This window comes from Paenibacillus sp. V4I3, assembly GCF_030817215.1.
Taxonomy (GTDB): Bacteria; Bacillota; Bacilli; order Paenibacillales; family NBRC-103111; genus Paenibacillus_E.
Genome location: NZ_JAUSZA010000001.1, coordinates 4,929,320 through 4,955,231, shown reverse-complemented (window position 1 = coordinate 4,955,231; position 25,912 = coordinate 4,929,320). Strand labels below are relative to the sequence as shown.

27 protein-coding genes and 2 pseudogenes are annotated in these 25,912 nt (G+C 40.3%); 5 read left to right on the top strand and 24 right to left on the bottom strand.

What is annotated here, in order from left to right; translation table 11 throughout:
- Positions 1 to 23: 23 nt before the first annotated feature.
- The 3 genes from QFZ77_RS22820 to QFZ77_RS22810 form a co-directional block, all read right to left on the bottom strand.
- Entirely contained in the window at positions 24 to 845 is an 822-nt protein-coding gene (locus QFZ77_RS22820) for a carbohydrate ABC transporter permease (protein ID WP_307442891.1), read from the bottom strand.
- The gene (locus tag QFZ77_RS22815) at positions 842 to 1,717 is read right to left on the bottom strand and encodes a carbohydrate ABC transporter permease (protein ID WP_307442890.1); all 876 of its coding nucleotides are present in this window, start codon (positions 1,715 to 1,717) and stop codon (positions 842 to 844) included. The genes QFZ77_RS22820 and QFZ77_RS22815 overlap by 4 nt, the downstream gene beginning before the upstream one ends.
- 94 nt (positions 1,718 to 1,811) lie before the next feature.
- Complete coding sequence (locus tag QFZ77_RS22810) at positions 1,812 to 3,164, bottom strand: ABC transporter substrate-binding protein (protein WP_307442888.1); 1,353 nt, start codon at positions 3,162 to 3,164, stop codon at positions 1,812 to 1,814.
- A 197-nt stretch (positions 3,165 to 3,361) separates the two neighbouring features.
- Between QFZ77_RS22810 and QFZ77_RS22805 the strand changes: the two genes are divergently transcribed.
- A complete protein-coding gene (locus QFZ77_RS22805) occupies positions 3,362 to 5,161 on the top strand; it encodes a sensor histidine kinase (RefSeq protein ID WP_307442886.1) in 1,800 nt (599 codons plus the stop codon).
- Between the two features lie 25 nt (positions 5,162 to 5,186).
- Entirely contained in the window at positions 5,187 to 5,927 is a 741-nt protein-coding gene (locus QFZ77_RS22800; RefSeq protein WP_307442885.1) for a response regulator transcription factor, read from the top strand.
- A gap of 16 nt (positions 5,928 to 5,943) precedes the next feature.
- Here the strand turns inward: QFZ77_RS22800 and QFZ77_RS22795 are convergent, their stop codons facing one another.
- From QFZ77_RS22795 to QFZ77_RS22745, 12 genes and pseudogenes are all read right to left on the bottom strand, one after another.
- Positions 5,944 to 6,147 (bottom strand): glycoside hydrolase family protein, encoded by a 204-nt coding sequence (locus QFZ77_RS22795; protein WP_307442884.1) that lies wholly within the window; start codon positions 6,145 to 6,147, stop codon positions 5,944 to 5,946.
- Positions 6,119 to 6,730: a glycoside hydrolase family 43 protein gene (locus QFZ77_RS22790; RefSeq protein ID WP_307442882.1), complete on the bottom strand. Its 612-nt coding sequence runs from the start codon at positions 6,728 to 6,730 to the stop codon at positions 6,119 to 6,121. Before QFZ77_RS22790 ends, QFZ77_RS22795 begins: the two co-directional genes overlap by 29 nt.
- A 953-nt stretch (positions 6,731 to 7,683) precedes the next feature.
- Complete coding sequence (locus QFZ77_RS22785; protein WP_307442880.1) at positions 7,684 to 8,235, bottom strand: hypothetical protein; 552 nt, start codon at positions 8,233 to 8,235, stop codon at positions 7,684 to 7,686.
- 188 nt (positions 8,236 to 8,423) lie between these two features.
- On the bottom strand, positions 8,424 to 8,606 hold the full coding sequence (locus QFZ77_RS22780; protein ID WP_307442878.1) for a hypothetical protein: 183 nt from the start codon (positions 8,604 to 8,606) through the stop codon (positions 8,424 to 8,426).
- 576 nt (positions 8,607 to 9,182) lie between these two features.
- Complete coding sequence (locus QFZ77_RS22775) at positions 9,183 to 9,602, bottom strand: hypothetical protein (protein WP_307442876.1); 420 nt, start codon at positions 9,600 to 9,602, stop codon at positions 9,183 to 9,185.
- Between the two features lie 663 nt (positions 9,603 to 10,265).
- Entirely contained in the window at positions 10,266 to 10,469 is a 204-nt protein-coding gene (locus tag QFZ77_RS22770; RefSeq protein ID WP_307442875.1) for a hypothetical protein, read from the bottom strand.
- Positions 10,466 to 11,569 carry a GerAB/ArcD/ProY family transporter gene (locus QFZ77_RS22765; protein ID WP_307442873.1) on the bottom strand — a complete coding sequence of 368 codons (1,104 nt, stop codon included), beginning with the start codon at positions 11,567 to 11,569 and terminating at the stop codon, positions 10,466 to 10,468. Before QFZ77_RS22765 ends, QFZ77_RS22770 begins: the two co-directional genes overlap by 4 nt.
- Before the next feature lie 7 nt (positions 11,570 to 11,576).
- Positions 11,577 to 12,725 carry a Ger(x)C family spore germination protein gene (locus QFZ77_RS22760; RefSeq protein ID WP_307442871.1) on the bottom strand — a complete coding sequence of 383 codons (1,149 nt, stop codon included), beginning with the start codon at positions 12,723 to 12,725 and terminating at the stop codon, positions 11,577 to 11,579.
- Positions 12,726 to 12,736: 11 nt separating this feature from the next.
- The gene (locus QFZ77_RS22755; protein ID WP_307442870.1) at positions 12,737 to 14,185 is read right to left on the bottom strand and encodes a spore germination protein; all 1,449 of its coding nucleotides are present in this window, start codon (positions 14,183 to 14,185) and stop codon (positions 12,737 to 12,739) included.
- 363 nt (positions 14,186 to 14,548) lie between these two features.
- The gene (locus QFZ77_RS22750) at positions 14,549 to 14,905 is read right to left on the bottom strand and encodes a hypothetical protein (RefSeq protein WP_307442869.1); all 357 of its coding nucleotides are present in this window, start codon (positions 14,903 to 14,905) and stop codon (positions 14,549 to 14,551) included.
- Positions 14,880 to 15,035 (bottom strand): annotated as a pseudogene (locus QFZ77_RS37940) (SDR family NAD(P)-dependent oxidoreductase); the annotation flags it as partial. The gene QFZ77_RS22750 and the pseudogene QFZ77_RS37940, both read right to left, overlap by 26 nt.
- Positions 15,036 to 15,056: 21 nt before the next feature.
- The gene (locus QFZ77_RS22745) at positions 15,057 to 15,623 is read right to left on the bottom strand and encodes a CBO0543 family protein (RefSeq protein WP_307442866.1); all 567 of its coding nucleotides are present in this window, start codon (positions 15,621 to 15,623) and stop codon (positions 15,057 to 15,059) included.
- Between the two features lie 595 nt (positions 15,624 to 16,218).
- Here QFZ77_RS22745 and QFZ77_RS22740 point away from each other — a divergent pair.
- Positions 16,219 to 16,713, top strand: coding sequence for a GerAB/ArcD/ProY family transporter (locus tag QFZ77_RS22740; RefSeq protein ID WP_307449761.1), 495 nt, complete (start codon positions 16,219 to 16,221; stop codon positions 16,711 to 16,713).
- A 213-nt stretch (positions 16,714 to 16,926) separates the two neighbouring features.
- On the opposite strand, the gene QFZ77_RS22735 is transcribed toward QFZ77_RS22740, so the two are convergent.
- Positions 16,927 to 17,454 carry a hypothetical protein gene (locus QFZ77_RS22735; RefSeq protein ID WP_307442865.1) on the bottom strand — a complete coding sequence of 176 codons (528 nt, stop codon included), beginning with the start codon at positions 17,452 to 17,454 and terminating at the stop codon, positions 16,927 to 16,929.
- 3 nt (positions 17,455 to 17,457) lie between these two features.
- Here QFZ77_RS22735 and QFZ77_RS22730 point away from each other — a divergent pair, with 3 nt between their 5' ends.
- Positions 17,458 to 17,844, top strand: coding sequence for a spore germination protein (locus QFZ77_RS22730; RefSeq protein ID WP_307442863.1), 387 nt, complete (start codon positions 17,458 to 17,460; stop codon positions 17,842 to 17,844).
- Here QFZ77_RS22730 and QFZ77_RS22725 read toward each other — a convergent pair.
- From QFZ77_RS22725 to QFZ77_RS22715, 3 genes and pseudogenes are all read right to left on the bottom strand, one after another.
- On the bottom strand, positions 17,806 to 18,036 hold the full coding sequence (locus QFZ77_RS22725) for a DUF896 domain-containing protein (RefSeq protein WP_307442861.1): 231 nt from the start codon (positions 18,034 to 18,036) through the stop codon (positions 17,806 to 17,808). The two genes, QFZ77_RS22730 and QFZ77_RS22725, sit on opposite strands and share 39 nt — an antisense overlap.
- A 20-nt stretch (positions 18,037 to 18,056) precedes the next feature.
- Positions 18,057 to 19,049 carry an LLM class flavin-dependent oxidoreductase gene (locus tag QFZ77_RS22720; protein ID WP_307442860.1) on the bottom strand — a complete coding sequence of 331 codons (993 nt, stop codon included), beginning with the start codon at positions 19,047 to 19,049 and terminating at the stop codon, positions 18,057 to 18,059.
- A gap of 367 nt (positions 19,050 to 19,416) precedes the next feature.
- A pseudogene (locus tag QFZ77_RS22715) lies at positions 19,417 to 20,098 on the bottom strand (NAD(P)H-dependent oxidoreductase).
- A gap of 275 nt (positions 20,099 to 20,373) precedes the next feature.
- Here QFZ77_RS22715 and QFZ77_RS22710 point away from each other — a divergent pair.
- Positions 20,374 to 20,958, top strand: a complete 585-nt coding sequence (locus tag QFZ77_RS22710; protein ID WP_307442858.1) for a TetR/AcrR family transcriptional regulator — start codon at positions 20,374 to 20,376, stop codon at positions 20,956 to 20,958.
- A gap of 116 nt (positions 20,959 to 21,074) precedes the next feature.
- Here the strand turns inward: QFZ77_RS22710 and QFZ77_RS22705 are convergent, their stop codons facing one another.
- From QFZ77_RS22705 to QFZ77_RS22685, 5 genes are all read right to left on the bottom strand, one after another.
- A complete protein-coding gene (locus QFZ77_RS22705; RefSeq protein ID WP_307442856.1) occupies positions 21,075 to 21,206 on the bottom strand; it encodes a hypothetical protein in 132 nt (43 codons plus the stop codon).
- A 215-nt stretch (positions 21,207 to 21,421) separates the two neighbouring features.
- Positions 21,422 to 22,732, bottom strand: coding sequence for an epoxide hydrolase family protein (locus QFZ77_RS22700; protein ID WP_307442854.1), 1,311 nt, complete (start codon positions 22,730 to 22,732; stop codon positions 21,422 to 21,424).
- A gap of 510 nt (positions 22,733 to 23,242) precedes the next feature.
- On the bottom strand, positions 23,243 to 23,308 hold the full coding sequence (locus QFZ77_RS22695) for a small, acid-soluble spore protein, alpha/beta type (protein WP_307449758.1): 66 nt from the start codon (positions 23,306 to 23,308) through the stop codon (positions 23,243 to 23,245).
- Between the two features lie 437 nt (positions 23,309 to 23,745).
- The gene (locus QFZ77_RS22690) at positions 23,746 to 24,426 is read right to left on the bottom strand and encodes an NAD(P)H-dependent oxidoreductase (protein ID WP_307449755.1); all 681 of its coding nucleotides are present in this window, start codon (positions 24,424 to 24,426) and stop codon (positions 23,746 to 23,748) included.
- A 676-nt stretch (positions 24,427 to 25,102) separates the two neighbouring features.
- Positions 25,103 to 25,573, bottom strand: coding sequence for a GyrI-like domain-containing protein (locus tag QFZ77_RS22685; RefSeq protein ID WP_307442852.1), 471 nt, complete (start codon positions 25,571 to 25,573; stop codon positions 25,103 to 25,105).
- Positions 25,574 to 25,912 lie beyond the last annotated feature (339 nt).

The window sequence follows — 25,912 nt, the reverse complement described above, 5'->3', positions numbered from 1 at the left end:
CTTGTCAAAGAAATATGTATCCACTAACCTTTTACCGAGCCAGATGTCATACCTGAAATAATGTATCGCTGACCTAATAAATACAAAATAACAGCAGGCAGACAGGTCATTACAATATCAGCACTAACTAGATTCCAGTCCATTTGATATTGGCCGAAGAAATTATAGACGGATAACGTCATGGGCCACTGTTTGGCATTGTTTAAGAAGTAAAGCGGAAGTAAGAATTCATTCCATGAATTAATGAAAGCCAGAATAAATGTTGTCACTACAGCAGGCATTAATAATGGAAATATGATGGAGAAGAATAGCTTTAGTGGGCTGCAACCATCAATAATACCGGATTCGTCGAGTTCTTTGGGGACAGTTCCCACAAATCCATATAAAATAAATACACTGAAAGGAAGTTGCACGACTGCGTACAGAATAATAATTCCGATTTGCGTATTCATCAAATGAGTCATTTGCATCATCTTGGTTAATGTAAAATAATTGATTGGTATGGCAATGCCTAAAATTAAGAAATAGTAAAAAAAGCGATTCCATCTTGAACGATTTCTAGCGTAAATATAGGCTGCCATAGCAGCTAATAAAATGCATAAAATCGTAGAAGCTCCGGTATAAAATAAGCTGTTCAAGAGAGAACGAAGTAATTTCCCTTTTTCAATAACGACCAGAAAGTTTTCGAAATGTAGTTGTTTAGGCAAATCAAAACCCATCGAGCTGGCCTGCGTTTTATCCTTTAAAGAATTAATCACAATTAACAGGAGTGGAGCTAGCGTGATGATGCTCACGATCCAAGCAGCCATATTTTTCAAAACATTCTTCACAATGTTCAGCTTCATTTGCCCACCTCATCTTCTTTGCTCATCCATTTGACTGCAAAAAAGCCAATCACGATCATAACGAGAAACATAACTGTAGACAAAGCAGTACCTACACCATAACGACCGAGGGAAAATTCCTTAAACACACCAGTATACAGTACTTCTGTTTCGTATCCCGGTCCACCATTCGTAAGCGCGTACACAATATCAAATACTTTGAATCCATATATAAAATTAAGAACCGTCGTAACCGTAAGCGCTGGCATCAATAGTGGAATAATGATGTGCCTGAATTTATTCCAGAAATTGGATCCGTCTATTTCCGCAGCCTCATAGTACATATCCGGAATGGCTTGAAGACCTGCCAGCAGAATGACCATGATATAACCGACTCCTTTCCAGGTATCGACTGCAATAATGGATTTAAACGCCAAATGGATATCCGTCAGCCAACTTTTAGCCAAAGATCCCAAACCGATGGATCTTAAAAACTCATTGACTAATCCAACTTCAGGATGCAATACGGATTTAAAAATTAATCCTACAATTAAAGTAGGAACGATAACTGGCATAAATATAACAACACGATGAAAATTTTTACCTTTAATGCCATGATTTAAGATCAGAGCGAGGAAGAGCCCGATTCCCGTTTTCAGTATGGCCGTTGTTATCGTGAAAGTAACTGTATGATTCAAATATGATACGTATTTCTCATTCCCTGAGAAGATCGTTCGAAAATTATCAAGTCCAATGAATTCAATTCCTTCGCTATAACCGTTCCAATCCGTAAAAGAAAAGTAAATTCCCATAAAGCCTGGAATTACAAAAAAGAGCAGATACAGCACCAATGCGCCAATTGAAAAATAAAATGGATATATGCGTTTGTTCATTGTAGGACTCTCCACTCCATATTATCTTCAGTAACAACCCAGCAAGAGGCATTATCCTATCCACTGGGCTGTTCTGATTTATACTTTCGACAAATTATTGTGCCCAAGCAGGGTCTTTCGCTGCTTTTGCGGCATCGCTTCTTCTTTTGTCGATGCTTTTCAAAATATCCTTAGGCTGCATTTTCCCTGAAAACATCGCTGATATGTCTTTCCCCATATCCATCCATTGCGGATTTAGGTAACTAATGGATGTTTGATACACGGTGCCTTGTTTTTTGCCATACGTATCGAAGAATGCCTTTTGATCAGGTGTGTAACGGTTTTTAATATCTTTGAAATTCAAAGCTAAAAACTTCGGTTCGTTATCCAAATAGAATTGCAAGTTTTCTGGCTTCGTAAGATACTGGAAATATTTCTTTGCCAAATCAATATGTTTGGATCCTGAATAAATAAATTTACTTGGGGCAGCAGGGTTCACATTTAATATCTGATTGTCAGCAAGCGGCATCAAGAAATAGCCAAATGTATCCGCTTTAACCTCTGGGAACGCTTTTTCTATTTGCGCCGGCAGCCCAAGATTATACACTGTCATAGCAAATTTGCCGCTTGCCATGTTCTTTTCTGTATCGGCGTACGTATTTGAAAAGTAGTTATCTCCCATGTAACCTGACTTCGCAAGTTCATTGAGTTGCGTAAGTGCCTGCTCCATAATCGGTACGTTCGCGAATTGCTCCTTATTACTATTTAGCTTATCCGTTAATCCAGGATTTGCTTCTTCGTATTTAGCCCCAAGCTCAGGAAACCAAAGCACATGATGCCAACCATCAGACACTGGTTCATAAATAGGCGTCATGCCTGCAGACTTGATCTTCTCTGATGCCGCTTTAAAATCAGCAAAAGTAGTCGGTACTTTTAGGTTTAGCTTTTCATATATTTTTTTGTTATATACGACAACCCAGTCATAACTTGGATCCCAAATGGTCAGTGCATACACCTTTTTATTATAGGATCCTTCTTCTACAAAAAGAGGGTCTTCTCGTTTTATCCATTCTTCACCACTTAAATCAACCGCATTTTTTTCGACACCGTACAAATTGTTCAAATCAAGCTGTCCGTCCTGTCCACCGAAAATATCCGGGGCTTCCTTCGCATTGAGTTTCGTCTTTAAAATATTCTGATACTGATCTGCTGGAACGATTTGGTAATCAATATGAATGCCTGTCTCCGCTTCAAACTTCTTTGCGAGCTGCATTTCGGAATCCTTTATCCAATCTTGGCTAGCCATGTAGGTCAGTGTAACTTTTTCTTTAGGCTTTTCTGTAGGTTTCGCACTATTGGTAGCACTGCTTGAAGCTGCTGCTGTTACGGTCTCCTCTTTACTTCCACATCCTGCTAACATAGACGCCATAATCCCAATCGACACAATCACCGTAAATGTTTTTTTCATTGGTCTCGTTTCCCCTTTTCACTTGTGATTGATAATGTTTACGCTTTCATTATATATGCAATTCATTTCCATCTTCCATGGATTTACAGTGCTTTATGACTGGACATTCTTTACCTCCGTCAAATTTCTTTTGACAATTCACTATAAACACCGCAAACTAAACATAAAAATCTTATCCATTTATTCAGTAGGAGACTATGGTCATTCACAAACGTACAATTCGATTCGTTCTTTTTCAGACCTATTCCTTAATCATCATGGTGGTATTAGCGTTAGTGGTTGCACCTTTTTATATGTGGTCATCTGATTTATTAAAGAAAAAAGCTGTTGAATCTCTTGATAATCTCTCACAATCCATGCAGGACAAATTAGACCTAGAAATAAAAAGAATTGACTCTGTATCCTTAAATATTTTATATTCCAATTTAGTGAAAGACAGATTCCTCAAATTCACTGAGGGATCTGGTGACTCGATCAATAACAATAAAGATCTAGCAGACATTTTAGTTGCAGCGAATGGACCTGCTCTCCCCGTTAAGCAGATTAATTTATATGATTTAGAAGGAAACATGTTTGGATCCGGCATCGACAACCGGAGAACTAAAATAAACTTGCCTAATAAACTTTGGTATGAAGAGGTGCTCGCAAATACCAAAGGCAAATACATCACAATTCCTGAGAAGGATGATGAGCTTTCATTATTTTTATCCTCCAAGGATGCGTATTCCATCTCACTGGTTCGGTTGTTTTTTGACGCAAATAATACCCCAGAAGGTATCGTAGAAGTCAAGCAAGATGCAGACAAATTATTTACCAACATTAATGATTACATGAAGCACAACAACGGGCAAAAGGTTATTGTATATAATGATGTTGGGGACATTATATATCCCATTGACCCCAAAGCTAAGGAATTAATTTCTTACTTTAGCCTTTTGCAAACCAATTCCCTTTCGGCTACGAGTAACATCCATAACCCTATTACAAATGAGAAAGAAATTTATAGTATCTCTCATTCCGAATACACAGGTTGGAACATTGCTCTTATTGTCTCCGAACAGCAATTATTAGGCCCCTTATATGATTTTACCAAGAAAATCGCCATGGTTAGTGTCGCCATTCTGCTGCTTGCTATTTCGCTTTCTTACCTTGCAGCTAAACGAATCACAAAGCCCATAGCAAGAATGCATGCCACTATGAAATCCACAAATTTAGTAGACATCACCTCTAATACACACCTGGAACTAAACAGCGGTTTAAATGAGCTTGATCGCTTGCAGTTCGCTTTTAACAAGATGAGCGAACGATTGAAAGACTCCATGGATCAATTGCTTATGTCTCAATTACAGGAGCTGCAAGCCAAAATGTTGGCGCTTCAATCACAGATGAATCCTCATTTTTTATACAATACGTTAACTACGATTTCCGTCATGGCTGAGGAAAATTTGAATGAGCAAATCGTAAACATGATCGAGAATTTATCTATTATGTTAAGATACATTTCCGCTGATAATTCATCTCTTGTCCCATTAGGAACTGAACTAGATTATACCGAAAAGTACCTGCAATGTATTAAAATAAGACATAAACAAAACATTATATATACATTAGAAATTAATGAGAATATGCGGAATATTCCCGTTCCCAAACTGATTATCCAACCTCTTGTTGAGAATTCACTAAAGTACTCATCCAAACTGTTACCACCATGGACGATTAAGGTGAGAGGGTATCAGGAGAACGACCACTGGTTCGTGGAAGTCACCGATAACGGACCTGGATTTGATCAGATAGCCATGGCTGAGTTCAATACTCGGATTCAGGAAATCGAACAGTCTGGGCGAATTCCTGACCTGCAGCTTGATGGTATGGGGCTATTGAATATTTATCTCAGGTTGAAAATTTCTTACCGTTCAGATATGTGCTTGCAAACCGTTAACCTACTAGATGGCGGGGCGATGGTAAGAGTTGGAGGGAAAATTGAAGGGGTGAGGTAACCTGGAGCATACAACACAAATTCGCGTGGTTGTTGTTGAAGATGAAGAATTAATTTTGAATAACATCGTTAAAAAGATTCAATCTTTAGATCCTTCTTTTATCATCATTGGTACTGCTCAAGATGGCTTGTCTGCGCTGAAATTTCTTGAAAATAATGCTGTCGATGTTTTATTTACGGATATTCAAATGCCTGCCATTGATGGATTAGAGCTGTTAAAGCATGTGTCGCTTCAATTTCCCCACATCCAAAAGGTGATCATCAGCGGCTTTAACAATTTCGATTATGCTCGTCAAGCTATTAAATTCAACGTAAACGAATATTTGTTGAAACCGATCATAACTAGCGATTTGGAACAAGTCCTAATCAAGATCAAGATGTCGATTGAAAACAAAAGGCAGTTACCTAAGTCACTGCCTTCTTCCGAGAAAAATATGCGTGCACCTGAAGAAATTGTGAAGATGATTCAACTATATTTAAAAGAAAACTTTTATGAAGAAATTACACTGGAATCAATCTCCAGGCACTTTAATTTTCATCCTTCTTATCTTAGTAAAATTTTCATCAAACATTCAGGGGGACCACCTTCCAAATACTTGACAACAGTGCGAATCAATCACGCCAAATATTTGCTTACAAAGGAAAAGAATCTCTCTATCAGAGAAATCTCTCAGCGTGTAGGCTATCCAGATCCTTATTATTTCAGTAGAATTTTTAAACAAGTTGCAGAAAGAACCCCAACGGAGTATCGGAATTTGTTTGAGTGAATGAACCGTCAAAAAGCTATTGGAGTCCCTTGCCGTACTGGGAAAGCAACCTCTCGTATTCGGAGCGAGTAACAGGCAATACGGATCCATGCCGAGGCATAGTAGGTAACGAGAATTCCGCAGGCATTTTCCATTCGCCCGAATCCAAATCCTTCGTCTCCAGCGGTATATATCCTCTTAATCCATACTCATCAATAAATAAGTACGTATATCTTTTCATTTGCCCGAATCACCGTCGTATCAATGACCGAAAACCCGAGGTCGATATAAACCTCCGGCTCCGAAAAATGCACGAAATCCTTAGTTCTCGCCACTAGTATGCGATGATACCGGCCTTTACCTCCTACTGATTCTTGCTCTCCAAGCCTGGAGGCCCAATATACGAAAAACTGCTCCGAATCTACATCAAAGAACGCTTCCGGCGCCCAGGTGCAACCAGCACCTGGAGGCGCAATTTCCAGCATCCTCTGCTCGGACCAATGAACCAGATTCTGCGATTCCCATATCAGGATGGAGCGGCTCCCTTCGGTTACCGCACGCTGCCAATTACCGTCTTCGTGCGCTTTGAGATCCGTCCCCAGCAAGAAGAACTTATCCCCTTGAGGAGATCGAATGATGTACGGATCGCGTATACCTTTTTCCCCTAATCGAGAAGTAAGCACGGGTTCACCGCCATTCAGCTCCTGCCAATGCAGCGGATCGTTCCCCTTGCTTAAAGCAAAGTAGATTTCCTCCCCGCCGCCTTTGCCATCATCGGTAAAATAAACGAACAGGTAACCGGCATATTGTTCATGATCAGACATTTTCCGCTTCAACCTCTCATTCCGCTTGATTCGGCTCTCGGTCTATTTCCATCCCATGCGTATGGATAAGCTCCTTTTCTTCATAGGGCCCATAAATATGTTCTGCCCTTAACATCATGACGACTCTGACTTCAACGCCTTCTTCACGGCGAACCTCGCTGTGAAAGAAATAGTAATACCCGTTTATTTTCTAGAGCTTATTGGCTTCACTCCCTTTGTGCTGATGAATAATCGTATCGCTGTCAATGCATAATTATATATTTTCTCATCAATTCAGAAAATCCATTCTCAACAACTCTGAAAACTTTCTCAATAATTATGACACCATACAAAAGAAAAAACAGTTGATTACTGGGTACGAAAGATCCGTGAAATGGGATACCAAGTCGAGCTAACAGAAACAACAACCTGATCCATAATTTGGTAGACAAGTGCTATGGAGCTCTCTTTTTTCGTTTCGTACTGTGTCACTTTAAAGCGTTGAATTCATTTTCGTATAAAACACTTCCAGCCGATTATTATTAATAAACACAATCCCACATTTATTACATTGATATACTTTTTTAGTTAGATTGGATGATAACGTTCTAATTTTCATTAATGCTTTTTCTTTATCTATTTCTGATGGTCCTGATTTTTCGATTGCAGAATCAATCTCATCCAAGAAATCAAACCAATCTTGATCTGATATCAAATGAGCCTTATATGACAAGTAATCAGTTGTATCATATTGGATGACCACATTCGCACATAATTTTCATTCTACCACGCACCTCCGTTCTTAACCTTTTATATTTACTACAGTTGTTCCAACAACAGTTTAAAGTCGTCAACTGCGAACATTCACTCCTACAATAATATTTTGGATATCCATGAGAAGGGTATTTCTACGCTAACCTCCCGTTACTTTAACAAAAAAAGAAGCAACTTCGGGCAGCTAGCTCTCAGGCTACCTATTTTTGAGCTCGTATTGATAAAAGAGTTTCGAGCTCAGCTTGCAATAAATCATCACTCATGTTCTCTATATCAAATTGTGAAATTTTGATTAGTGCAGATGTGGCTAACCTGAAAATCATAATACTTGAACCGCTATCTGAATATGCACCAATGTTGAAAATTAACCTTCCAGGTGAAAAGCCTCCTATTTCATTGATCGCTTCTATAGCACTTTCCAGAACACTCAGTGCAAACTCGTCTGGGATACCAGAGAATACATTATTTGATATAGCTAAAGTTTCATTAGAGTAGGTTGTTTGCTCACTAGATACGTGTACACTTACTTCAGTCATATTCCCTGCCAAGTCAGGCATAAACTCGAACCCAACTAGAGCATAATTGCTCGTATTTCTTGGAAGTGATACTTCGATTACATTCTTACTTGCAACATCTCTTTTTAGCATTGAAGAAGGGATATTTTTATCTATTATTTTCCCTACATCCTTGCTTCCAGGGAATCCGTAGTCATCAACCCACAACCTACACTTTTTATACTTTGTCAATTTCAAAAATGCCCTCACTTTTTAATCACCTTCCAATAGTTGAAAATTAAAAATTGTTATTTGCTTCTTTACAGAGTTAAACCTTTATAGTGAGCCTCCTGTATTAGTTTAAGCATAAATCCCCCATTCATATATGAAGTAATAATCATCATTCTGACAAAAAAACTTATCATATACATGCCCATTTTTTAATCTTACGCTGCAAATGCTTCTTTAATATTTAAGAATTGGTCGCACTTTGTAAAAATTGTATCTATCATCATATATCCCATTGAGAATTTGTATTGTTCAAACATAATTGTTGACAAATCTACCTCAGCAACTTGCTTTGAAAAGAAATCCAAATCGCCAAAAAGTTCTTTTATGTTACTTAACAAACAATTCCCTCCCAAATAAGAGCATGTAGAACCAAGTGCGTTAGCTTTACAATTCGAAGTGGCCAATAATCTCATCTAACTTTTCAATTGAGGACGCGGTACCTTGATATGCTAACGTAGTCATATTACCTCCATGGCGAAGAACGGGCCCTCCGCTGAACATTATACCCTAACCTGTAATTGTTCCAGAAGTAGCATACAGACTATTTGTTTGTAGTGATTGTAGTACTATTGGTATGTTTATTTCTTTAACAGAAAATCAGCCGAACTACCACGCAATCCTGCCCGTTAGCTGAGCGCGCTCTTTTACACTTGTCGGCAATCGGACAATGTTCTTGACACAAATCGGCAATCGGATCAAGTTCTTGACACTGAGAATTGACAAGAACATTGTCCGATAACTGACAAGAACATTATCCGATTAGCGCGCTGCTATCTCTAAGCTTTTTGACGAAATCCAGAATAAAGCCGCGTTTCTCAAGTGAGTTGCACGGCTTTAATATTTCAAGTATTTAGTGGGACCGATTAGCGCGCTGCTATCTTAAAAGCCGCGTTTCTCAAGTGAGTTGCGCGGCTTTAATATTTCAAGTATTTAGTGGGAGCACATAGGCCTAACACATGCTTATCGATATCTCTAGATTCACTTTTAAAATTTTCTGGATAATTTGATCCATAATATCTCATGGAATATGCTAGAGGTGTATGCCTTATTTCTTTCATTTGATTTATCTTTTTATTTTGCTGGTTAGGACATTCTAAATCTCTCATTGTTTCATGATTGTTCTTTTTGAACTGAAAAAATGTAATCGGTACTCTACTCGCTAAATCTTTTGGATGCCTAATAACAATGAATGGTATTGTGTCATTAACCAAAGACTCGTAGAGTTTGCTAGTTGGAGCAAGCTTTTGTTTAGCTCCACTTTCAGAACACATTCGAAATGCATTTAATGAACTAGTTAAAAAAGCAGCTGCAACTTTCTGTACTAACCATTTCAACTCAAATGGTTTCTCTCTTTGAAAGTTGAAAGAATTTTGCAGGAAGCTCCCAAGTAGTTCTTGTTGTTCATCGCAGAAATATCTATCGATAAGCGCAAATGAATGAAGATTCTCTCTCCTATATGCACCCATCTTATGTTCGTAGTCATAGAACTCCTGATTTTCGTAATCCTTGAATGTGTTAATTAGCATTCGTGAATTTATGCGATCAGGCTTCTGAGTTCGGTGAGTGGGAACATTTAATCTCGCACGGTTCCATGATTGGTACTTGGAATTAAAATCAGTTTTACATACCACTCCTTCTTCTTCGTTGATAAAAAACGATTCATCGAGGGCGTGGATCAAGTACGCTAAGACATTCTTGTTGTTTATTGCGTACGCCGGGATAAACAAATGACTCATAATATCAGATTTTGTTTTTGATAAGTCAAACCATTATTGAGTCTGACTGCAGTTAATTGTGGTCTGAACACTCCCCCAGTGTGTCCAACGATTGCTTAAATTAGTAAATCTGTGACCACCAACAAGAAGCCGGCATCTTTGGGGATACCGGCCTTATATTTGATTACGTAAAATAATAATTTGGAAATTTAGTTTTTTCAGGCATCTCACCTACACCCCTCCCACTCATACATTCTCTCATCCCGAAGAATTAATGTAGACTTAACGCAGGACCCGCTCGATGATGAAACCGATCGCATCATTTAAATCTAACGGATGACGCAGAATGATACTGAGCCACAAAACGGCTCCGATAGTTGCGATTGAGAGGAAAACTGTAGTCTCTTTGCCGTTGTATGTCCCGAATTTTCGCATCGCATAACCGACTCCGATGGTTAAGGCATAGACGGCGACCAAAATCGTCATGCAGAGCCGTCCTTCTTCATCCGCCGCCCGTTATTTCTCCATTTGGCCGAGACGATGAATAGGATAGGAAGAGCTACGGCGAATAAGAAGTAGTATTCGAACAAATATTTTTTTATCCAATCGAGATTTTCGACGTTATTCATAAACAGCATCGAATACGCAGAAATGACCCAAATCATCGGATAAATTACGCTGTTTCGCTTCTCAATTTTGAACAGCTGGCAGACGCCCAAAATTGAGCAATAGAATAGTATGCACAGCTTAATAAATACTACCAGCACAATATTCACAGCAAGTATCGCTTCCAAATGCTCGATGAAGCCGGTAAATCTCATTTCGCGGAACATCGAAAAGATTGGGTAAACCAATTGTTGGCCGCGATACACGCCTAGAACCCCAATCGAAATAAAGACGCAAGCGGTCAACATTACGCCGGCGACAGCGATTCCCGTAATAAACGCGATTTTCACTTTCCTCTGCACGAATGGAATAAGCATCAAGAACGCCACCGTCTCCATAAAGGGAAACGCCAATACGAATCGGGTTTGAATAACGACGTCGCTCAGATGGAAAGGGTAGGCGACGTGAAAATAACGCCACTTCCACTCCCGCAGCATGATAACTATCGGAACCCAGAACGCTGAATAGAGGTAAGGCACCAGAAGTTCGTTCACCAAGGCGATTGATTCGATCCCCTTCGACACGGCATACGCACTGACGAGCAATATCATGATATGGAATATAGAAATAGGTGTAAGTGGCATGAGGTTAATATGCATGAAATCGCCAAGATTGTGGGTTACCCACGAAGCGATTTGGATGAAAAAAACGATATACAGTAACGAGACGAGGCCGCCGGCCCACTTGCCAAATGCCTGCAAGGCGATCTCGATAAGTGTCTTTCCTGGATACAGTTTTGCAAGGTACAAGTAGCCGAAAGCAAGCACCAGCCCATACAAGGTCGCCCAAATGACGACAATCCACCCATATTGTTTTGCACTCGCGATGATCGGGCCGGGGAGCAAAATAAACGCAGTACCGATGACATAGATTTGCGTCAACAAGTGAAACTGCCACGCGTTGAGCCGGACGGATTCCATATGCTCTTTACCCCTCCTTGCCTTCCTTGGTATAGGGATCACTCTTGTTGCCTGTCGTCGTAACGTCAGATGTAACCGAGAAATTCACCGACGTCTGCCGCCATGAATCCGAAGTAGCCCCTTCATCCTGCAAGCCTAATAGATCCCAGTTCTTTAGCCTTCCCAACACAACCATCTTCTCCGCTTTGTCCGCTACGACACGATTAAACGCCTTTTCGATCATATGTACGTTTTGCAACGTTAATTTGCTATTTTGTTGGTTGTTCAATATGCGGAGATCAGCATGAATGAGGATGTTGAGACGGTTGGCGGATCGGTCCCATTTCCGTTTCACTTGGACATTATTCGTCTCTACGTCGACGTAACTTCCGCCTACTTTAACCGTTTCTGTGAATTTCCGATATTTCGTGTTCAGGATGTGATAATAGTATTTATTCTGACTGTCCAAGCGTCCTTCCATGCGTCCTTTGAAGAACACCGCGCTGTCCTCAAAAAAGGACGGCGCTTGTTTGCTGGCGTCAATCTGCTCCAATCTCTCGGTAGTTTCCGCCGGTTTGCCGCGGTAGTGGATCATCGGTATAAGTGTCGGCAATTGGAATTCCATACCTGTCACGATGTCTTTGACACGGATCGGCTCTACGCCCCCCGCAAAGGACCCCCGCGACAGAACGCGAACAAGCGAGGTGGCATGGCGACCGGGCATTTTTTCAAGTGTCGTAAAGCTGTTCATTACAGCCTGTAGAGGGGAATCCGTCACAAACAGATAAGCGTTCATACGCCATTCGGGAGTCGTTTCTAAGTAGTTGAGAATATCAATGATTCCATGACGGGCCACCTCTTCGGATAATATATAGCAATGCAAATGTGAGGTGAAAAGCAAACGCGGCATCATCGTGCTCGATTTCTGAATGAACCGGCCCAAGCTATATTCCTTGAAACGATACGTGTAAACCGATGCCTTGGATCCACCACCTTGCCTCGAGGAGAGGGCCGGTGGGTTGATTACTTGGTAATAAGCAATATACATGCCAGTCGATGGTTCCCGGTCGATGCCGATTGAGGTTACAATTGCCAGTTCGTTGATTTCCTTCTTGTCCCAGCAACCTGAACAGAGAAGTAATGCGACTAGTAAGCTCAAGAGCCATAATTTTCGCAATGTTCGCCCCCCTATTTTTTCCTAGAGAACATCTGAGGTTTTCGATTCATCCAGAACCGAGGTACACGCAGGATAGTGTCTTTGAAGTCTGACAGTATCAAAGGCGCTATGGGAGACATGTACTTCACACCGAAGGAACGCAATGAGACTAGATGGATCAAAACAAACAGTGTTCCGCACAGAATACCGTATAATCCCATAAAGCCGGCCAGGAACATGAACACGAACTGGAGGACCCGCTGCGCAATGCCAAAGCCGTAAATTGGCGACACGAAATTGGAGATTGCCGTTATCGAAACGACGATAACCATAGCCGCTGAGACGAGTCCTGCTTCGACCGTAGTCATGCCGAGTACGAGCGCACCGACGATGGAGATCGATTGACCAGCAATCCGAGGCATCCGCAAACCGGCTTCACGTAAAATCTCGAAAGTGACCATCATAATCATTGCTTCCAGGAACGCGGGGAAAGGCACAGCTTCCCGCTGCGCAGCCAGGTTGATCAAGAGCGAAGTCGGTAGTAACTCCTGATGAAATGTGACCACCGCTATGTATAAAGGAGGGATAAAGATCGAGAGCATGAAAGCGAACATTCGCAACCATCGCGAAAGTGTGGCGATATCCGGCCTCTGGTAGTAATCTTCTGGTGAAGAGAAGAGTTGAAAAAATGTCACTGGACCGATCAATACAATCGGAGTGCTGTCGGTGAGAATCGCTACTTGCCCGTCCAACAGTTTGCCAGTCACCGCGTCCGGCCGTTCTGTACCGATGAGTTGCGGGAACGGTGAAAACGTCTTGTCTTGTATCCAATCTTCCAGATAAGAGCTTTCCAGAATGCTGTCAGCCTGGATGGCCTGCAGTCGACGACGGAATTCTTCTACGACGTCTGTGGGGGCTACGTCGGGCAAATAGGTCAAATAGACTGTGGTCTGCGTCTTAGTTCCTATGGTCATCTGTTCAAAAACTAAATGTTCACTTTTGAGCCGTTTACGGATGAGAGCCACGTTCCGACCGATGTCTTCGACGAAACCTTCCCGTGGTCCGCGTACTGTGGCTTCCGACTGAGGCTCGGTTATACTGCGATAGTCACTACGTTTGACGTCAAAGCTTAGGAAATGGTTAACGTGCGTTGGAATCAGCAGGCACTTGCCCTCCAGCAGCAGGCGGACACCCTCATCGGCATTTGTCCATTCCTTGTTTTGGACGAAGGGAATGTGGCGATGAAACCAGTCCAGGTCGTCCAGATCGTATTCCTCTTCCTCTTCGATTGGAACAGCGGCAAGCATGGGTTTGACAACAAACTCATCTACGAGAGCCGATTCCACAATCGAGGATAGATAGAGGCAGGTGAATGCCGAAGATCCACGGAGAGGGAACGGTCGAATGACCAAGTCAATGGCCCCCTTCATACGATTTCGGATTTGCTCCTGCATCGGCTCGGTAACGGAAAGTTTATGCACTGTTGAACCCCCCATCTTGAGTTATTGTGTACAACCATTAGAAAAATATACCACTGAAAGCCAGCCCGGATCGTTTCCTCTTCCTCTTCGACTGGAACGGATCTCCAAGTCACCATGCACCACTCAGAGCAAAGATTTCAATACACAACAACACTATTACGAGTGATTAGATCAAGCCATTCTAGACGTGTAACTGTCATATCAATACAAAAGGGTACATATTCTTGAAATTGGGAATCCAAGATGTGTGCCCTTTAAATAAAAAAGTGCTAATGTCCATGTTTTTATCGGTCTAATCTCTTAAGAACCGACACTTCTCGAAATGAAACGGAACATCCCACCTATTGTCGACAATAGGTGGTATTATTTAAATTTGCGCAGCGCCCTGAATCCATTTCGTAATTCATCCACAAAGCGCATCGGCTGTTCCCACGCCGCGAAGTGTCCGCCTTTGTCGAGCTTATTGAAATAGATAAGATTTGGATACGCCTTTTGTGTCCAAATCTTCGGCGCTTCATAGACCTCGTCGGGAAACACGCTCACGGCAACGGGAAGTTTGACACCCTTAATGCCAAAGAACGGATATTTATTCTCCCAGTAGAGACGAGTTGATGAAATTGGCGTATTCGTCAGCCAGTAGAGCGTGATGTTGTCGAGAACATCTGCTGCTTGAATTCCTTCTTCCAGGATACGCTTAGCAACTGCTGGGTTTTCTTCCATGAAAGCTTTGCGACGTAACCAGTGTTGCCTTCGTATCCGTGCCCGGGGCACTGGTATTGACGCGGATGTTACGTGGAGCGAGCTCCTTCGCGAATGCCATCGTCATCTTATCCACCGCGCCTTTGGTCGACGGATAAGAGCATTCCTTTTGTCACATGACCGCATTTGCAGTTAGCTCTTCGCTTTCATAGTTCTTGTCGCTATGCTCATACTTGTTGTTAGATCTGACTTGTACTGATTCCGCGTTTACAAGTTTTTCACTTGGCACAAGCCTTCTTAGCAGCCCCACGAACCCCCGAATTGTAAGCAATGTGAAACTGATGCACGCAAAAGTATGCAGGATCGACCAGGACTTCCACTTGAACAACTTCGTTTTCTTTTCTAGCGCCCACTGCAGAACCGTCATCGGCACGCTAAAATATAAACTTCGGATCAACAGTTCTGCAAGCTTGCTGTTGTAGCTCATTCTCACCCATACCACACTCAGCAACGGGTAAAACACTAAGTCGAATAAAATGTTCGAGTCAAACGTCTTGGAAAAAGGCCGCACTGGATACGCAATCATCTTTCTTTTAATAAAAAAAGAGTCCATTGCAGTACAAATCACACCTTTCGCAAAAAAAACGGTTAAGAGCATAAGCAGGTTCTTTCGTTTCAAGACTAACGGGATTGAGGCCACGGAAGCCAGAAGCAGCGCCCTTAGCAGCAGTTTTTCCAACGTGATTACCTCCTCGATTGAAATATCTATTGCCGATATTATGCTTTCAAATGCGTATATATATGAAGGAGGCTGTTTCCTCCTTTCACTTATTTTCCCGATCCGCGCTTTCCTCGCATGCAATAGAAAAACCGTATCGAGAAGGTTTTGTCAGTAAGGCATGTTTTTCGTCGTGCTATCACATACTAGGATCCTGATTCAAAAACTCCCGGTCGGTCTCCTCGCTTCAGCTTAACCGAGTAGTAGTGCTCCTTGCTTGCACGCCGATCGCAAACCCCTCTTCTTCTGGAAACCCCCGGGACGTGAGCTGCAGCTGCTCGAACTGACCTAGTCATATCGATACTTACAATTAGATAAGATGTGTAAAAGGTTCAATTCGTTGATTTTGTATCAGAATTTATAAACTTCATGATCAGAGCACCTACTTGATAGTGTTATTTTTCCACTAATTCTTTCACGACATACAGATTTCATTCTAAATCCTACGTTCAATCTAGATGCAAATATAATTTTAGATTTGCTGTTGAAGAAGAGATTCCGCAATTTTCCCTACTTTCGGTATTAGACTCTTCTGCCCGTCCCTCGGTTTTAAGGAATTATCTCACTTTTACTCACTGCGATATTTGCCGTTGCCGTTGCCGTTGCCGTTGCTGGAATACTTACCTCTGCAGTAACATTCGTAATTATGACACTTTTCGGAGATCAAATGGCTACTGGGCAGACCTACCCCTATTTCAATTTAGTACGCTACATTTCGATTTACGATTTTTTTCAAAATCTAGACTCCTTCATGATTCCAATTTGGATCATTGGTGTTTTCGTGAAAGTATCTATATACGTTTTTATATGTACGTATGGCACTGCGCAAGTATGTAAAGTAACCAACTGGCCGCGCATGCTTTGGTTCGTTATACCTGTTGTTATTCTAATTGCGATGGTACCTAGAAGCTATTTTGACAGTTCCATCTTTTTCCCGAAAAAAATCGTGCTTCCTTATATCCTACCTATACATTTGCTAGGACTCCCGGTTCTGCTATGGGGAATCAGTTTGCTGAAAAATAAGAAAAACCGTCAGGGAAGTTCATCCTGACGGTTATATCAATCTTCTTTTTTGCTTCTTTGAGCAAAATCACTTCAATTACTTTTTTGTTATTTTTGATATACTCTTTTCTAGCATTATCCTAACTTGATTCCAATTAGGAACTCGTATTTGCTCTGTTCCCTTTGTTGTAATATTAAGCCATTGATAGAAAAAAATTAAGACACAAATCAGATGTAATTCTATTAATGATCAAGTAAAACTTCAATTTCTCTTTTTATTAACTTCAAAGTGATTCAAATATTCAATTAATTTGTTTATAGAATTAATGATAATTTCTTCTATTAGTTGAGTTGCTAGTTTTAACCCTAAATACTTTCTGGTATTTGCTTCATCACCTCTAATAACTTTATGGAAATGTGCTGTTTGAAGTATTGTATGTTTCCAAAAAACATATGCATAAGCAAATAGGCAAATTGGTAGGAACTCCCCTATTTCATGCTTTCTTAGCTCCTGAAGAGGTATGGATGGATTTGAATACGGGGCTTCAAAGATATTATTAGCTAATATATCAAAATATAAAGTATCAATACTCCCCCTCTTTAACATCTGGATCGCGTCGTCAAACCCATGCTTACTGCCGTTCCAATCGAGAAGAGGAAATGGAATACGATCTGAGATAGCTTCAGTGGTATATTTTTCTAAAGGTTGCACACAATAACTAATGATGGAGGGTTCAGCGCCTAAACTTTCCGTTCCCTCTGCTGGAGGGCCACTGTCTGCTGATTCCAACGAATGTTAGGTTTCGTCGAAGACATTGGTCGGAACGTAGCTCGCATCCGTAAACGGCTCAAAGGTGAACATTTAGTTTTTGAACAGATGACCATCGGAACTATAACGAAGACCAAAGTATATTTGACCTATTTGTCCGACGTAGCTCCCCACTGGCGTCTTAGAAGAATTCGTCGTCGGCTGCAGGCCATCCAAGTTGACAGCATTCTGGAAAGCTCTTATATGGAAGATTGGATCCAAGACAAGACGTTGTCACCTTTCCCACAACTCATCGGGACAGAACGGCCGGACGCGGTGACGGGCAAACTGTTGGACGCGCAAGTAGCGCTTCTCATGCTTCATCTTTCTTTTTTAATGATTGTTTTTGTGCTTTTGCTGTTCTTTTCTTAATTTTTCAGGAGTAACATCATTACCTAAAGGGTCTAATATTGTTAACCCTGAAACTGTGCTGATTACTTGTCCACGAATAATTTGAAGATATTCTTGACGTAATTCTTGTCGCTCCTTTAATTCTGTTTGTGTTAAACCATCTTCTTTTTGTTTTCTAGCTAATCTGTTAATACGATGTAAAATTTCAATCATTTCTTTCTCCGCCTTTCTTTTTATAAAAGCTCTTGTGCAAGTAATCGATAAGACTTTAGTCTTGCTTCATGACTATGACTGATTGTCCCAATCAAAGCTTCATTAATACCAAAATTTTCATCATGAGTACGTAATGTATTTGCAACATCTTTTGCACTCCCTACTAAAAATCGTTTACGGTTATTCTGTATATGCATCTTATCCATTTCGGTATAAGAATAATTTAATGCTTCCTCAGGAGATAATACTTGAAAAGGCATCCCTTTATCTACAAATAATAAGTTTAAATCTAAACTAGCTGCATGATATTCAGCTTCTTCATCTGTTTCTGCCACCATCACGAAATAACCAACATTAATTTGAGGTTTTTGCATAAACTCCGAAGGAATGAAATTTGTACGATAAGACTCCAACGTTTCGGCAGATAATTGTCCACTAATGAATTGAGCAAACGAATATCCAATACCGAATCGTCCTGCTTGTACAGCGCTGCTGCCACTAGATCCTAATAGCCAGACTTCAGGTAAAGGAGCACCCAATGGAACTGCTAGTGTACGATCATATAGATGGTCAACAGGCATCGTTTCTGACATAAACATCATCGTTTCTGCAAATTTATCGTACAGGTTGAACACGTTCGGTTGTTTTCCTTCATGTAATGCAAGAGTAGAAAATTGGTCACCACCGGATGCACGGCCTACACCGAAATCAATTCTATTAGGGTATAATGTCGTTAATGTTTTAAATATTTCTGCCATTTTTAATGGCGAGTAATGCATCATCATGATTCCACCAGAACCAACACGAATTTGGTTTGTCACTGATGCAATATGGGCAATCAATATTTCAGGTGAAGCACTAGCGAAGTTTGGAGATCCATGATGTTCGGAATACCATATTCTTTGATATCCTAAACCATCAACTAATTGAGCTAATTCAATAGTATTTTGTATAGTTTCATGAGGAGCCTGCCCATTTGAAACTGGAGTTTGATCCAAAACGCTTAATTTCATAAAAAAAACCTCTTTCGCAGTTATTATAGATATAGATACTTAATTAATATTGGTTTAATAAAAGTTTCCCAAGTTTCTCCCTTGTACCTTTAGTATTTGGGGGACCTATCCCCAAGAGCTTACGGAATTTACGAATAAATATTATCTGGATATGTTTTTGCCTGAATCTGATGTAACAAGCTGACTTTAAACGGTAAACGGATTAAACAATAAATTAAACAATATGTCTAAAACCCTAATGAATAAGCTCCTGCTGCATTATGAGACCTTGAAGTCACCCGCGAATGGCAAGCGCGTCTAACTGGCAAAGAATCAAAGGGCATCTGTTTTTTAAAAAAGAACTCTCTTTCCAACCTGCCTGAAATCATTAATTAATCCAGTGCACAATATCCTTCATGTCTTTTCTTCCTCTAGGGAATGTAGGCTCATTTGCTCGATATCCAAATGCGACCATAGCCGAAACAGCTAAGTGACCATCCTCTAGTAAGTTTTCTTCCGCAAGCAGTTTTTCTATCTTATCGATATAAAATCCTTCGATTGGACAAGAGTCAATTCCTAGTAACGCTCCAACAGTCATCATATTGGCGAAGGGAAGAAAGGTTTGTCTTTTAGCCCAATCCAACGCTTTTTGTTCACTTTCAAACAGGTTTTGTTGGTTTACTTGGAAATTACTTATACCTTCTATTATTTGATTAGTTATTTCATCTGGAAACACCCCAAACACTAAGCCATTGATTTTTCACATATTCTGAGTCGTACCTTGTATCTTTGCTTGTTCTTGAAAGAATGATAACGAAATGGCTCGCAGTTGGTAGATGACCTTGTGCGCCTGGAGAAATCTCTATTAGCTTTTCTCTGAATTCCTGATTTTGCACAACGAGGAATTTCCAAGGTTCAATGCCACATGAGCTTGGTGAAAGTCGGGCAGCTTCTAAGATAACATTAAAGTCTTCCTCCGAGATTTTTTTTGTTGGATCAAAGCTTTTTATAGCACGTCTAAAATTAAACGCATCAAGAATTTCTTGTCTTTTTATCACTCTTTCTGTCATATTCAAACACTTCCTTCTTAGTTGTTTTAAATTATCATCATTCCATCGATAAGAAAAATATTAGGATTATATTTCCATTGACCTGCCCATCTAATTGTCAAATATTAAAAATGTAGAATCCAACATCTTTTGTTTAAACAATGAATGTTGTATACTTGGTACTCGATTATTCTAAAATAAAATTCATTTGTTCTCAATCATCAGTTGTGGTGTTTTATCGCCTAAACAACAACCAAAGTAAATTGTTGTCTATTCATAGAAAAGAGAGGATAAATATGGAAGAGTTAAAAGTAGATCCACGTACAATACGGACAAGAAAATTGTTAATGGATGCCTTTATGAAAATAGCTCAAAAAAAGGAGTTCAAAAACATTACAATAAACGACATTACTGAGGAAGCAACCGTAAACCGTGCCACTTTTTATTCTCATTTTCAAGATAAATACGACTTAATGGATGCCTCCATTACAGAAGACATATTAGAAAGCATTGTGAAACACTTGAATCATTATGACAGGTTAAATGAAGAGACTATTGTAAGTATCTTTTTTACATTAACTAAGTTTCATCAAAAAAAACGTACAGAATATAGCTCACAATGTAGAAGAAGTATGGAATCCTTTTATTCAATAATTGAACAAAAAATAAAGAAAGAACTAGGAGAATTATTTTATTCCCTATTTTTAAAACAACAACTTAACTTGGATTTGGAAGCCTTAAAAATTGGTACTACTGTGTTGAGTTGGGGAATTTACGGAGCATCTGTGGAGTGGGAAAATAATAGTTCTCTTTCAGCAGAGCAATATATAAAAAATGCCTTACCTTTTATAGTGACGGAAATAAATAATTTTAAAGGATGATTATTGCCCACATATCGATTTATCTTACTAAAGGCTACTAAGCAATCGAGCACTTAAGTTGAATAACGAAATAGTACATAATGTGTGACATTGTTTAGTACTTCTTTGTTATCATGTCATTTCATCATAACCTTGACTTTTTGTAAAAGAAAATCAAGTACGTCAATTTGTGTTCCGGTCTTATTTGCAAGTCCTTCTAAATATCGTTTGACCACTTTTATTTTATCTATTGCTATTAATTCAGCCAAAAGAAAAGCACCCAATTGATAGATGTGTCTAACAATTGGGTGCACCTCATTTCAGAAATTTGAGAGCTTGCTCCTTTTATGACTCTTTCAGAGGCCTCGATTAACGCGGATCAAGTAGTTGCATACAATTGTATGGCAAAATCTAAGGGAGGTATGCATTTACAAATGAGGCGGAACATCCCTCCTATTGTCGATACTAGGCGGCACTATTTAAGTTAGCGCAGCGACCTGAGTCCATTGCGCAATTCATCTACAAAGAGCTTCGGCTGCTCCCACGTCGCGAAGTGTCCGCCCTTATCGACCTTATTGAAATAGATGAGATTCGGATACGCCTTTTGTGTCCAACTCTTCGGCGCTTCATAGACCTCGTCGGGAAACACGCTTACGGCAACGGGAAGTTTGACACCCTTGATGCCAAAGAACGGATATTTATTCTCCCAGTAGAGGCGAGCCGAAGATATCGGCGTATTCGTCAACCAGTAGAGCGTGATGTTGTCGAGGACATCGTCTCGTGAAAGGCCCCCTGGTTGTCCGTTGAAAGCCTTAGTAATTAGCGCAAGGCTCTTCGCGTCATGGTCCAACATAAAGGCAGCCAAACCTACAGGCGAATCCGCGAGTCCCGTAAGCGTCTGCGGGCGCGTTCCCATCAACAGGGCGTATCCAGCATGCTTATAAAAGAAGTCCAGCTGCGCGCATGCGCGTTTTTCTTCGCCTGTCAGACCAGGCGGGCATCCCTTGCCGGCCTGAATTGCCATCTCAAGATCGGACGGAACTACAAAGGGCAAGTTAGTGTGAATGCCGATTAATCCACTAGGCTGTTGGACACCCATTACATCTGCTATAATGGCGCCCCAGTCGCCGCCTTGGGCCACATACTTCTTGTAACCAAGACGATTCATAAGTTCCCCATAAGCACGAGCAATACGGTCAGGGCCCCAACCGGTCGTGGTCGGTTTGCCCGAAAACCCATAGCCAGGCATCGACGGAATGACGACATCGAATGCGTCCGATGCCTTCCCGCCATAGGCCGTGGGATTGGTCAGTGGTTCGATTACCTTCAGCTTCTCGACAATAGAGCCGGGCCATCCGTGCATAAGGATAATTGGCATCGCGTTTTCATGCTTCGATCGGACGTGAATGAAGTGAATATCCTCCCCATCGATATTGGTGACGAACATCGGCAGAGCGTTCAACTTGGCCTCAAATTTGCGCCAGTCGTAATCGTTCGCCCAATAATGGGCTAGGTTATTCATCGTTGCAAGCTGCGTGCCTTGGGTTTGATCCGACACTGTTTCTTTGTCCGGCCATCTTGTCGCAAGTATACGTTTACGCAAATCGGTAAGCTCCTCCTCTGGAATATGCACCTGAAACGGTCGAATGGCTTTTGAATCCGCTTCGGATTCATGTGGGGTTCCATACGAACTCGCTTTAACCGTCTGGGCCATCGCGCCGAACGTCGTCAATTCCAGAGATAAACCCACAAGCATGGCCAAACGAAACCAGAACTTACTGCTGATTAAATTCAATTATAGTAACGCTCCTTCAGAAAGTTATTGGGTTATCCTTCCATTATGTTCCTTATAAACAAGAATAATTATTCCACTTTTACAAAATAAAAAAACAAGCCGATGCGGCGACTTTTTCTCAAGGCTGTCGAGAAAGTCTAGAGAGACTTTAACTTCGGTTATTTGTTCACTAATTGGAAAAAAATTTAGTCCGGAGTTATGTATTTTTATGTTTACTAACATGAATACCCCAGAAGAAGTTATACCATACTCCCAATTAGACAAGTGAGATTAAAGTGACGATCACGGATGCTCCTCCTAGGGAAAAATGTTTCAACAAAAATTAATATGGTCTTCTCAAATAAAGCAGATCACACAATGCTCTTGTTTTTTGTCTGCAGAAGCAATTCATAGATCAAGTGTTATAAAATAATCAATTGTGAACCCTAAAAAAAAACGCTCTGTAATGAGCGCCTGTTTTCTCTTACCTATTTACCACCAGCTTTGAGATCCACCGAAGCATAAGCTCAATTATGCGCTTTGAACCAAGCGACGCGTAATGGAGCCACCAAACTTACCAGCATGGTACGTTGTCAAGTTCCCATTATCCCAATCTGGAGAAAGCTGAATTCTTAACTTCAAACTTAAGCACGTCGAGCGCTTGAGACGCTTACGGTACTATTAAGGTCTATTTTGCCAACTTAATTCCTCCTTCTATATATGAGATTAAATTATGTTGGATGCTCGTTTACTAGGATCGACCATTCGCTTGCTCCTTCTTTTGATTTAGATATCGCTTTACTCTCATGAAGGGAGAAGTTTGATTTGAGAATCAAACTAAACGGTTTAGTACCCTCTGTTTTGTCATTTTATTCAACAACCGTGCCATTTATTTAAAGAACGAAAAGAACTGTAGAGTGGTTTTCTACAGTTCTCAATAAATGTCCAAGTACAATAAAGTTTATACAAAAAAGACAATAATCAAAGGGCATCTGTTTTATTAAAAAACTCTCTTACCAACCTGTCTGAAATCATTAATTAATCCAATGCACAATATCCTTCATGTCTTTTCTTCCTCTAGGGAAAGCAGGCTCATTTGCTCGGTATCCAAATGCGACCATAGCCGAAACAGCTAAGTGACCATCCTCTAGTAAGTTTTCTTCCGCAAGGAGGTTTTCTACCTTATCGATATAAAATCCTTCGATTGGACAAGAGTCAATTCCTAGTAACGCTCCAACAGTCATCATATTGGCAAAGGGAAGAAAGGTTTGTCTTTTAGCCCAATCCAACGCTTTTTGCTCACTTTCAAACAGATTTTGTTGGTTTACTTGGAAATTTCTTATACCTTCTATAATTTGATCAGTTATTTCTTCTGGAACACCCCAAACATTAAGCCATTGATTTTTTACATATTCTGAGTCGTACCTTGTATCTTTGCTTGTTCTTGTGAGAATGATAACGAAATGGCTCGCAGTTTGAAGATGACCTTGTGCGCCTGGAGAAATTTCTTTTAGCTTTTCTCTGAATTCCTGATTTTGAACAACGAGGAATTTCCAAGGTTCAATGCCACATGAGCTTGGTGAAAGTCGGGCTGCTTCTAAAATAACATTAAAGTCTTCCTCCGAGATTTTTTTTGTTGGATCAAAGGTTTTAATAGCGCGTCTAAAATTAAACGCTTCAAGAATTTCTTGTCTATTTATCACTCTTTGTGTCATATTCAAACACTTCCTTCTTAGTTGTTTTAGATAAGATAGTCTTTATTAGCATTTCATCAATAAGAAAATATATACGATTCACTTATTTTTGAAGAGATTGACCTACTCATCCAGTTTTCAAATATTAAAAATGTAGAATCCAACATCTTTTGTTTTTACATTGGATGTTGTATACTCGATTATTCTAAAATAGAATTTAGTTATTCTCAATCATCAGTATTGGTGTTTTATCGCCTAAACAACAACCAAAGTAAATTGTTGTTTATTCATAAGGATAAATATGGAAGAGATAAGAGTGGATCCACGGACAAGAAAATTGTTAATGGATGCCTTTATGAAAATAGCTCAAAAAAAGGAGTTCAAAGTCTTAGCTAGCGCTTGGTAACTACAAACCCCCACTGTGGACTTTCACCACCTAGTTAATCGCCATGAGTGACACACCAAATAGAGACCCACAGCAACGGGCTGTGGGTCTAAGTTTATATTTTAAAGGGGAAGGCGATTCTTATTATATTCCTGAATGATTAATTCAAGATAAAAAATAGTTTCAATCATGTAACAATTACTCAACTATCGTTCACCGAGGGAGCGGAATAAATAAAGATATTGAGATTCATAGCAAGAACATAATAAATACCCACAAACGGTGGTTCGCTGGATCACTCCTCTTCATCGACTATTTCTCTTCTATTGGCAAATAAATCTCTAGCTCACTTTCTGGTGAAGTCGGATTAAATCTTTCGTCCATCAAACCTTTAGTATGTTTGTAGCCATTCTCATCAATCCAACTGTTAAGAGAACCATAAGCATCACTTATTTTCCAAATCTCACCTTTATGCGTAAAGACAGCATAAGTGCAAACAGGAGTGGTCTGGCTTACCATTCCTTGTGGAATAAATGCAATCTCTGTGACTTGAGCGGTTGTATAGTAGGTACCAAGGTTGTCGGGCGCATAATTACTTGGTTCGTATAGAGCCAATTTAATACCAGTTCGATATTGAATTTCCTTTACACGACTTATTAAAGAGTCAAATGATAGCGGTATTACGGTTGGGTATTCTGAATACTTCGCTTGCCTTGCTCCAACTGCTGAGAATCCTCTTTTGACCACTCTACACCCGTTATCTTTAATTCTTAGTTTGCTCAATTCGTTTCTCCTTTCGGAATCATAATTGTGCCGGCAGGATTTAAAAATTTAGTACAGTGGGGGATGATTTTATGTCTAGCCAGCCCATCAAATATGATCTAGTTACAAAGCCTGGGATACTTGAGTTTGAAAAATTGCTAGCATTAGAGGACGGTGTTCAGATAGTATGCGATATTCTTTCGCATCTACCTAGTGAACCTTACTATTTCACGGGTAGCTTAGAATGCTACGAAACAACAAAACCTAAAGGATGAAATCCTGCGAATAGACGAGCTTGCGTGAGGATATCAAATCATACCGAGGGAGCTTCATCTCCTAGACTTTAAATAATTGTTGCAC

Excerpts from the sequence above, each read along its gene's own strand:
- QFZ77_RS22770 (WP_307442875.1), bottom strand. The coding sequence starts at position 10,469 with ATGACGATTTTGGTCGCCGTCTATGCCTTAACCATCGGAGTCGGTTAT.
- QFZ77_RS22710 (WP_307442858.1), top strand. The coding sequence starts at position 20,374 with ATGGAAGAGTTAAAAGTAGATCCACGTACAATACGGACAAGAAAATTG.
- QFZ77_RS22805 (WP_307442886.1), top strand. The coding sequence starts at position 3,362 with ATGGTCATTCACAAACGTACAATTCGATTCGTTCTTTTTCAGACCTAT.
- QFZ77_RS22720 (WP_307442860.1), bottom strand. The coding sequence starts at position 19,049 with ATGAAATTAAGCGTTTTGGATCAAACTCCAGTTTCAAATGGGCAGGCT.
- QFZ77_RS22815 (WP_307442890.1), bottom strand. The coding sequence starts at position 1,717 with ATGAACAAACGCATATATCCATTTTATTTTTCAATTGGCGCATTGGTG.
- QFZ77_RS22790 (WP_307442882.1), bottom strand. The coding sequence starts at position 6,730 with ATGTCTGATCATGAACAATATGCCGGTTACCTGTTCGTTTATTTTACC.
- QFZ77_RS22690 (WP_307449755.1), bottom strand. The coding sequence starts at position 24,426 with ATGACACAAAGAGTGATAAATAGACAAGAAATTCTTGAAGCGTTTAAT.
- QFZ77_RS22730 (WP_307442863.1), top strand. The coding sequence starts at position 17,458 with ATGTTAGGTTTCGTCGAAGACATTGGTCGGAACGTAGCTCGCATCCGT.
- QFZ77_RS22725 (WP_307442861.1), bottom strand. The coding sequence starts at position 18,036 with ATGATTGAAATTTTACATCGTATTAACAGATTAGCTAGAAAACAAAAA.
- QFZ77_RS22820 (WP_307442891.1), bottom strand. The coding sequence starts at position 845 with ATGAAGCTGAACATTGTGAAGAATGTTTTGAAAAATATGGCTGCTTGG.
- QFZ77_RS22810 (WP_307442888.1), bottom strand. The coding sequence starts at position 3,164 with ATGAAAAAAACATTTACGGTGATTGTGTCGATTGGGATTATGGCGTCT.
- QFZ77_RS22765 (WP_307442873.1), bottom strand. The coding sequence starts at position 11,569 with ATGGAATCCGTCCGGCTCAACGCGTGGCAGTTTCACTTGTTGACGCAA.
- QFZ77_RS22795 (WP_307442884.1), bottom strand. The coding sequence starts at position 6,147 with ATGAAAAGATATACGTACTTATTTATTGATGAGTATGGATTAAGAGGA.
- QFZ77_RS22750 (WP_307442869.1), bottom strand. The coding sequence starts at position 14,905 with ATGGAAGAAAACCCAGCAGTTGCTAAGCGTATCCTGGAAGAAGGAATT.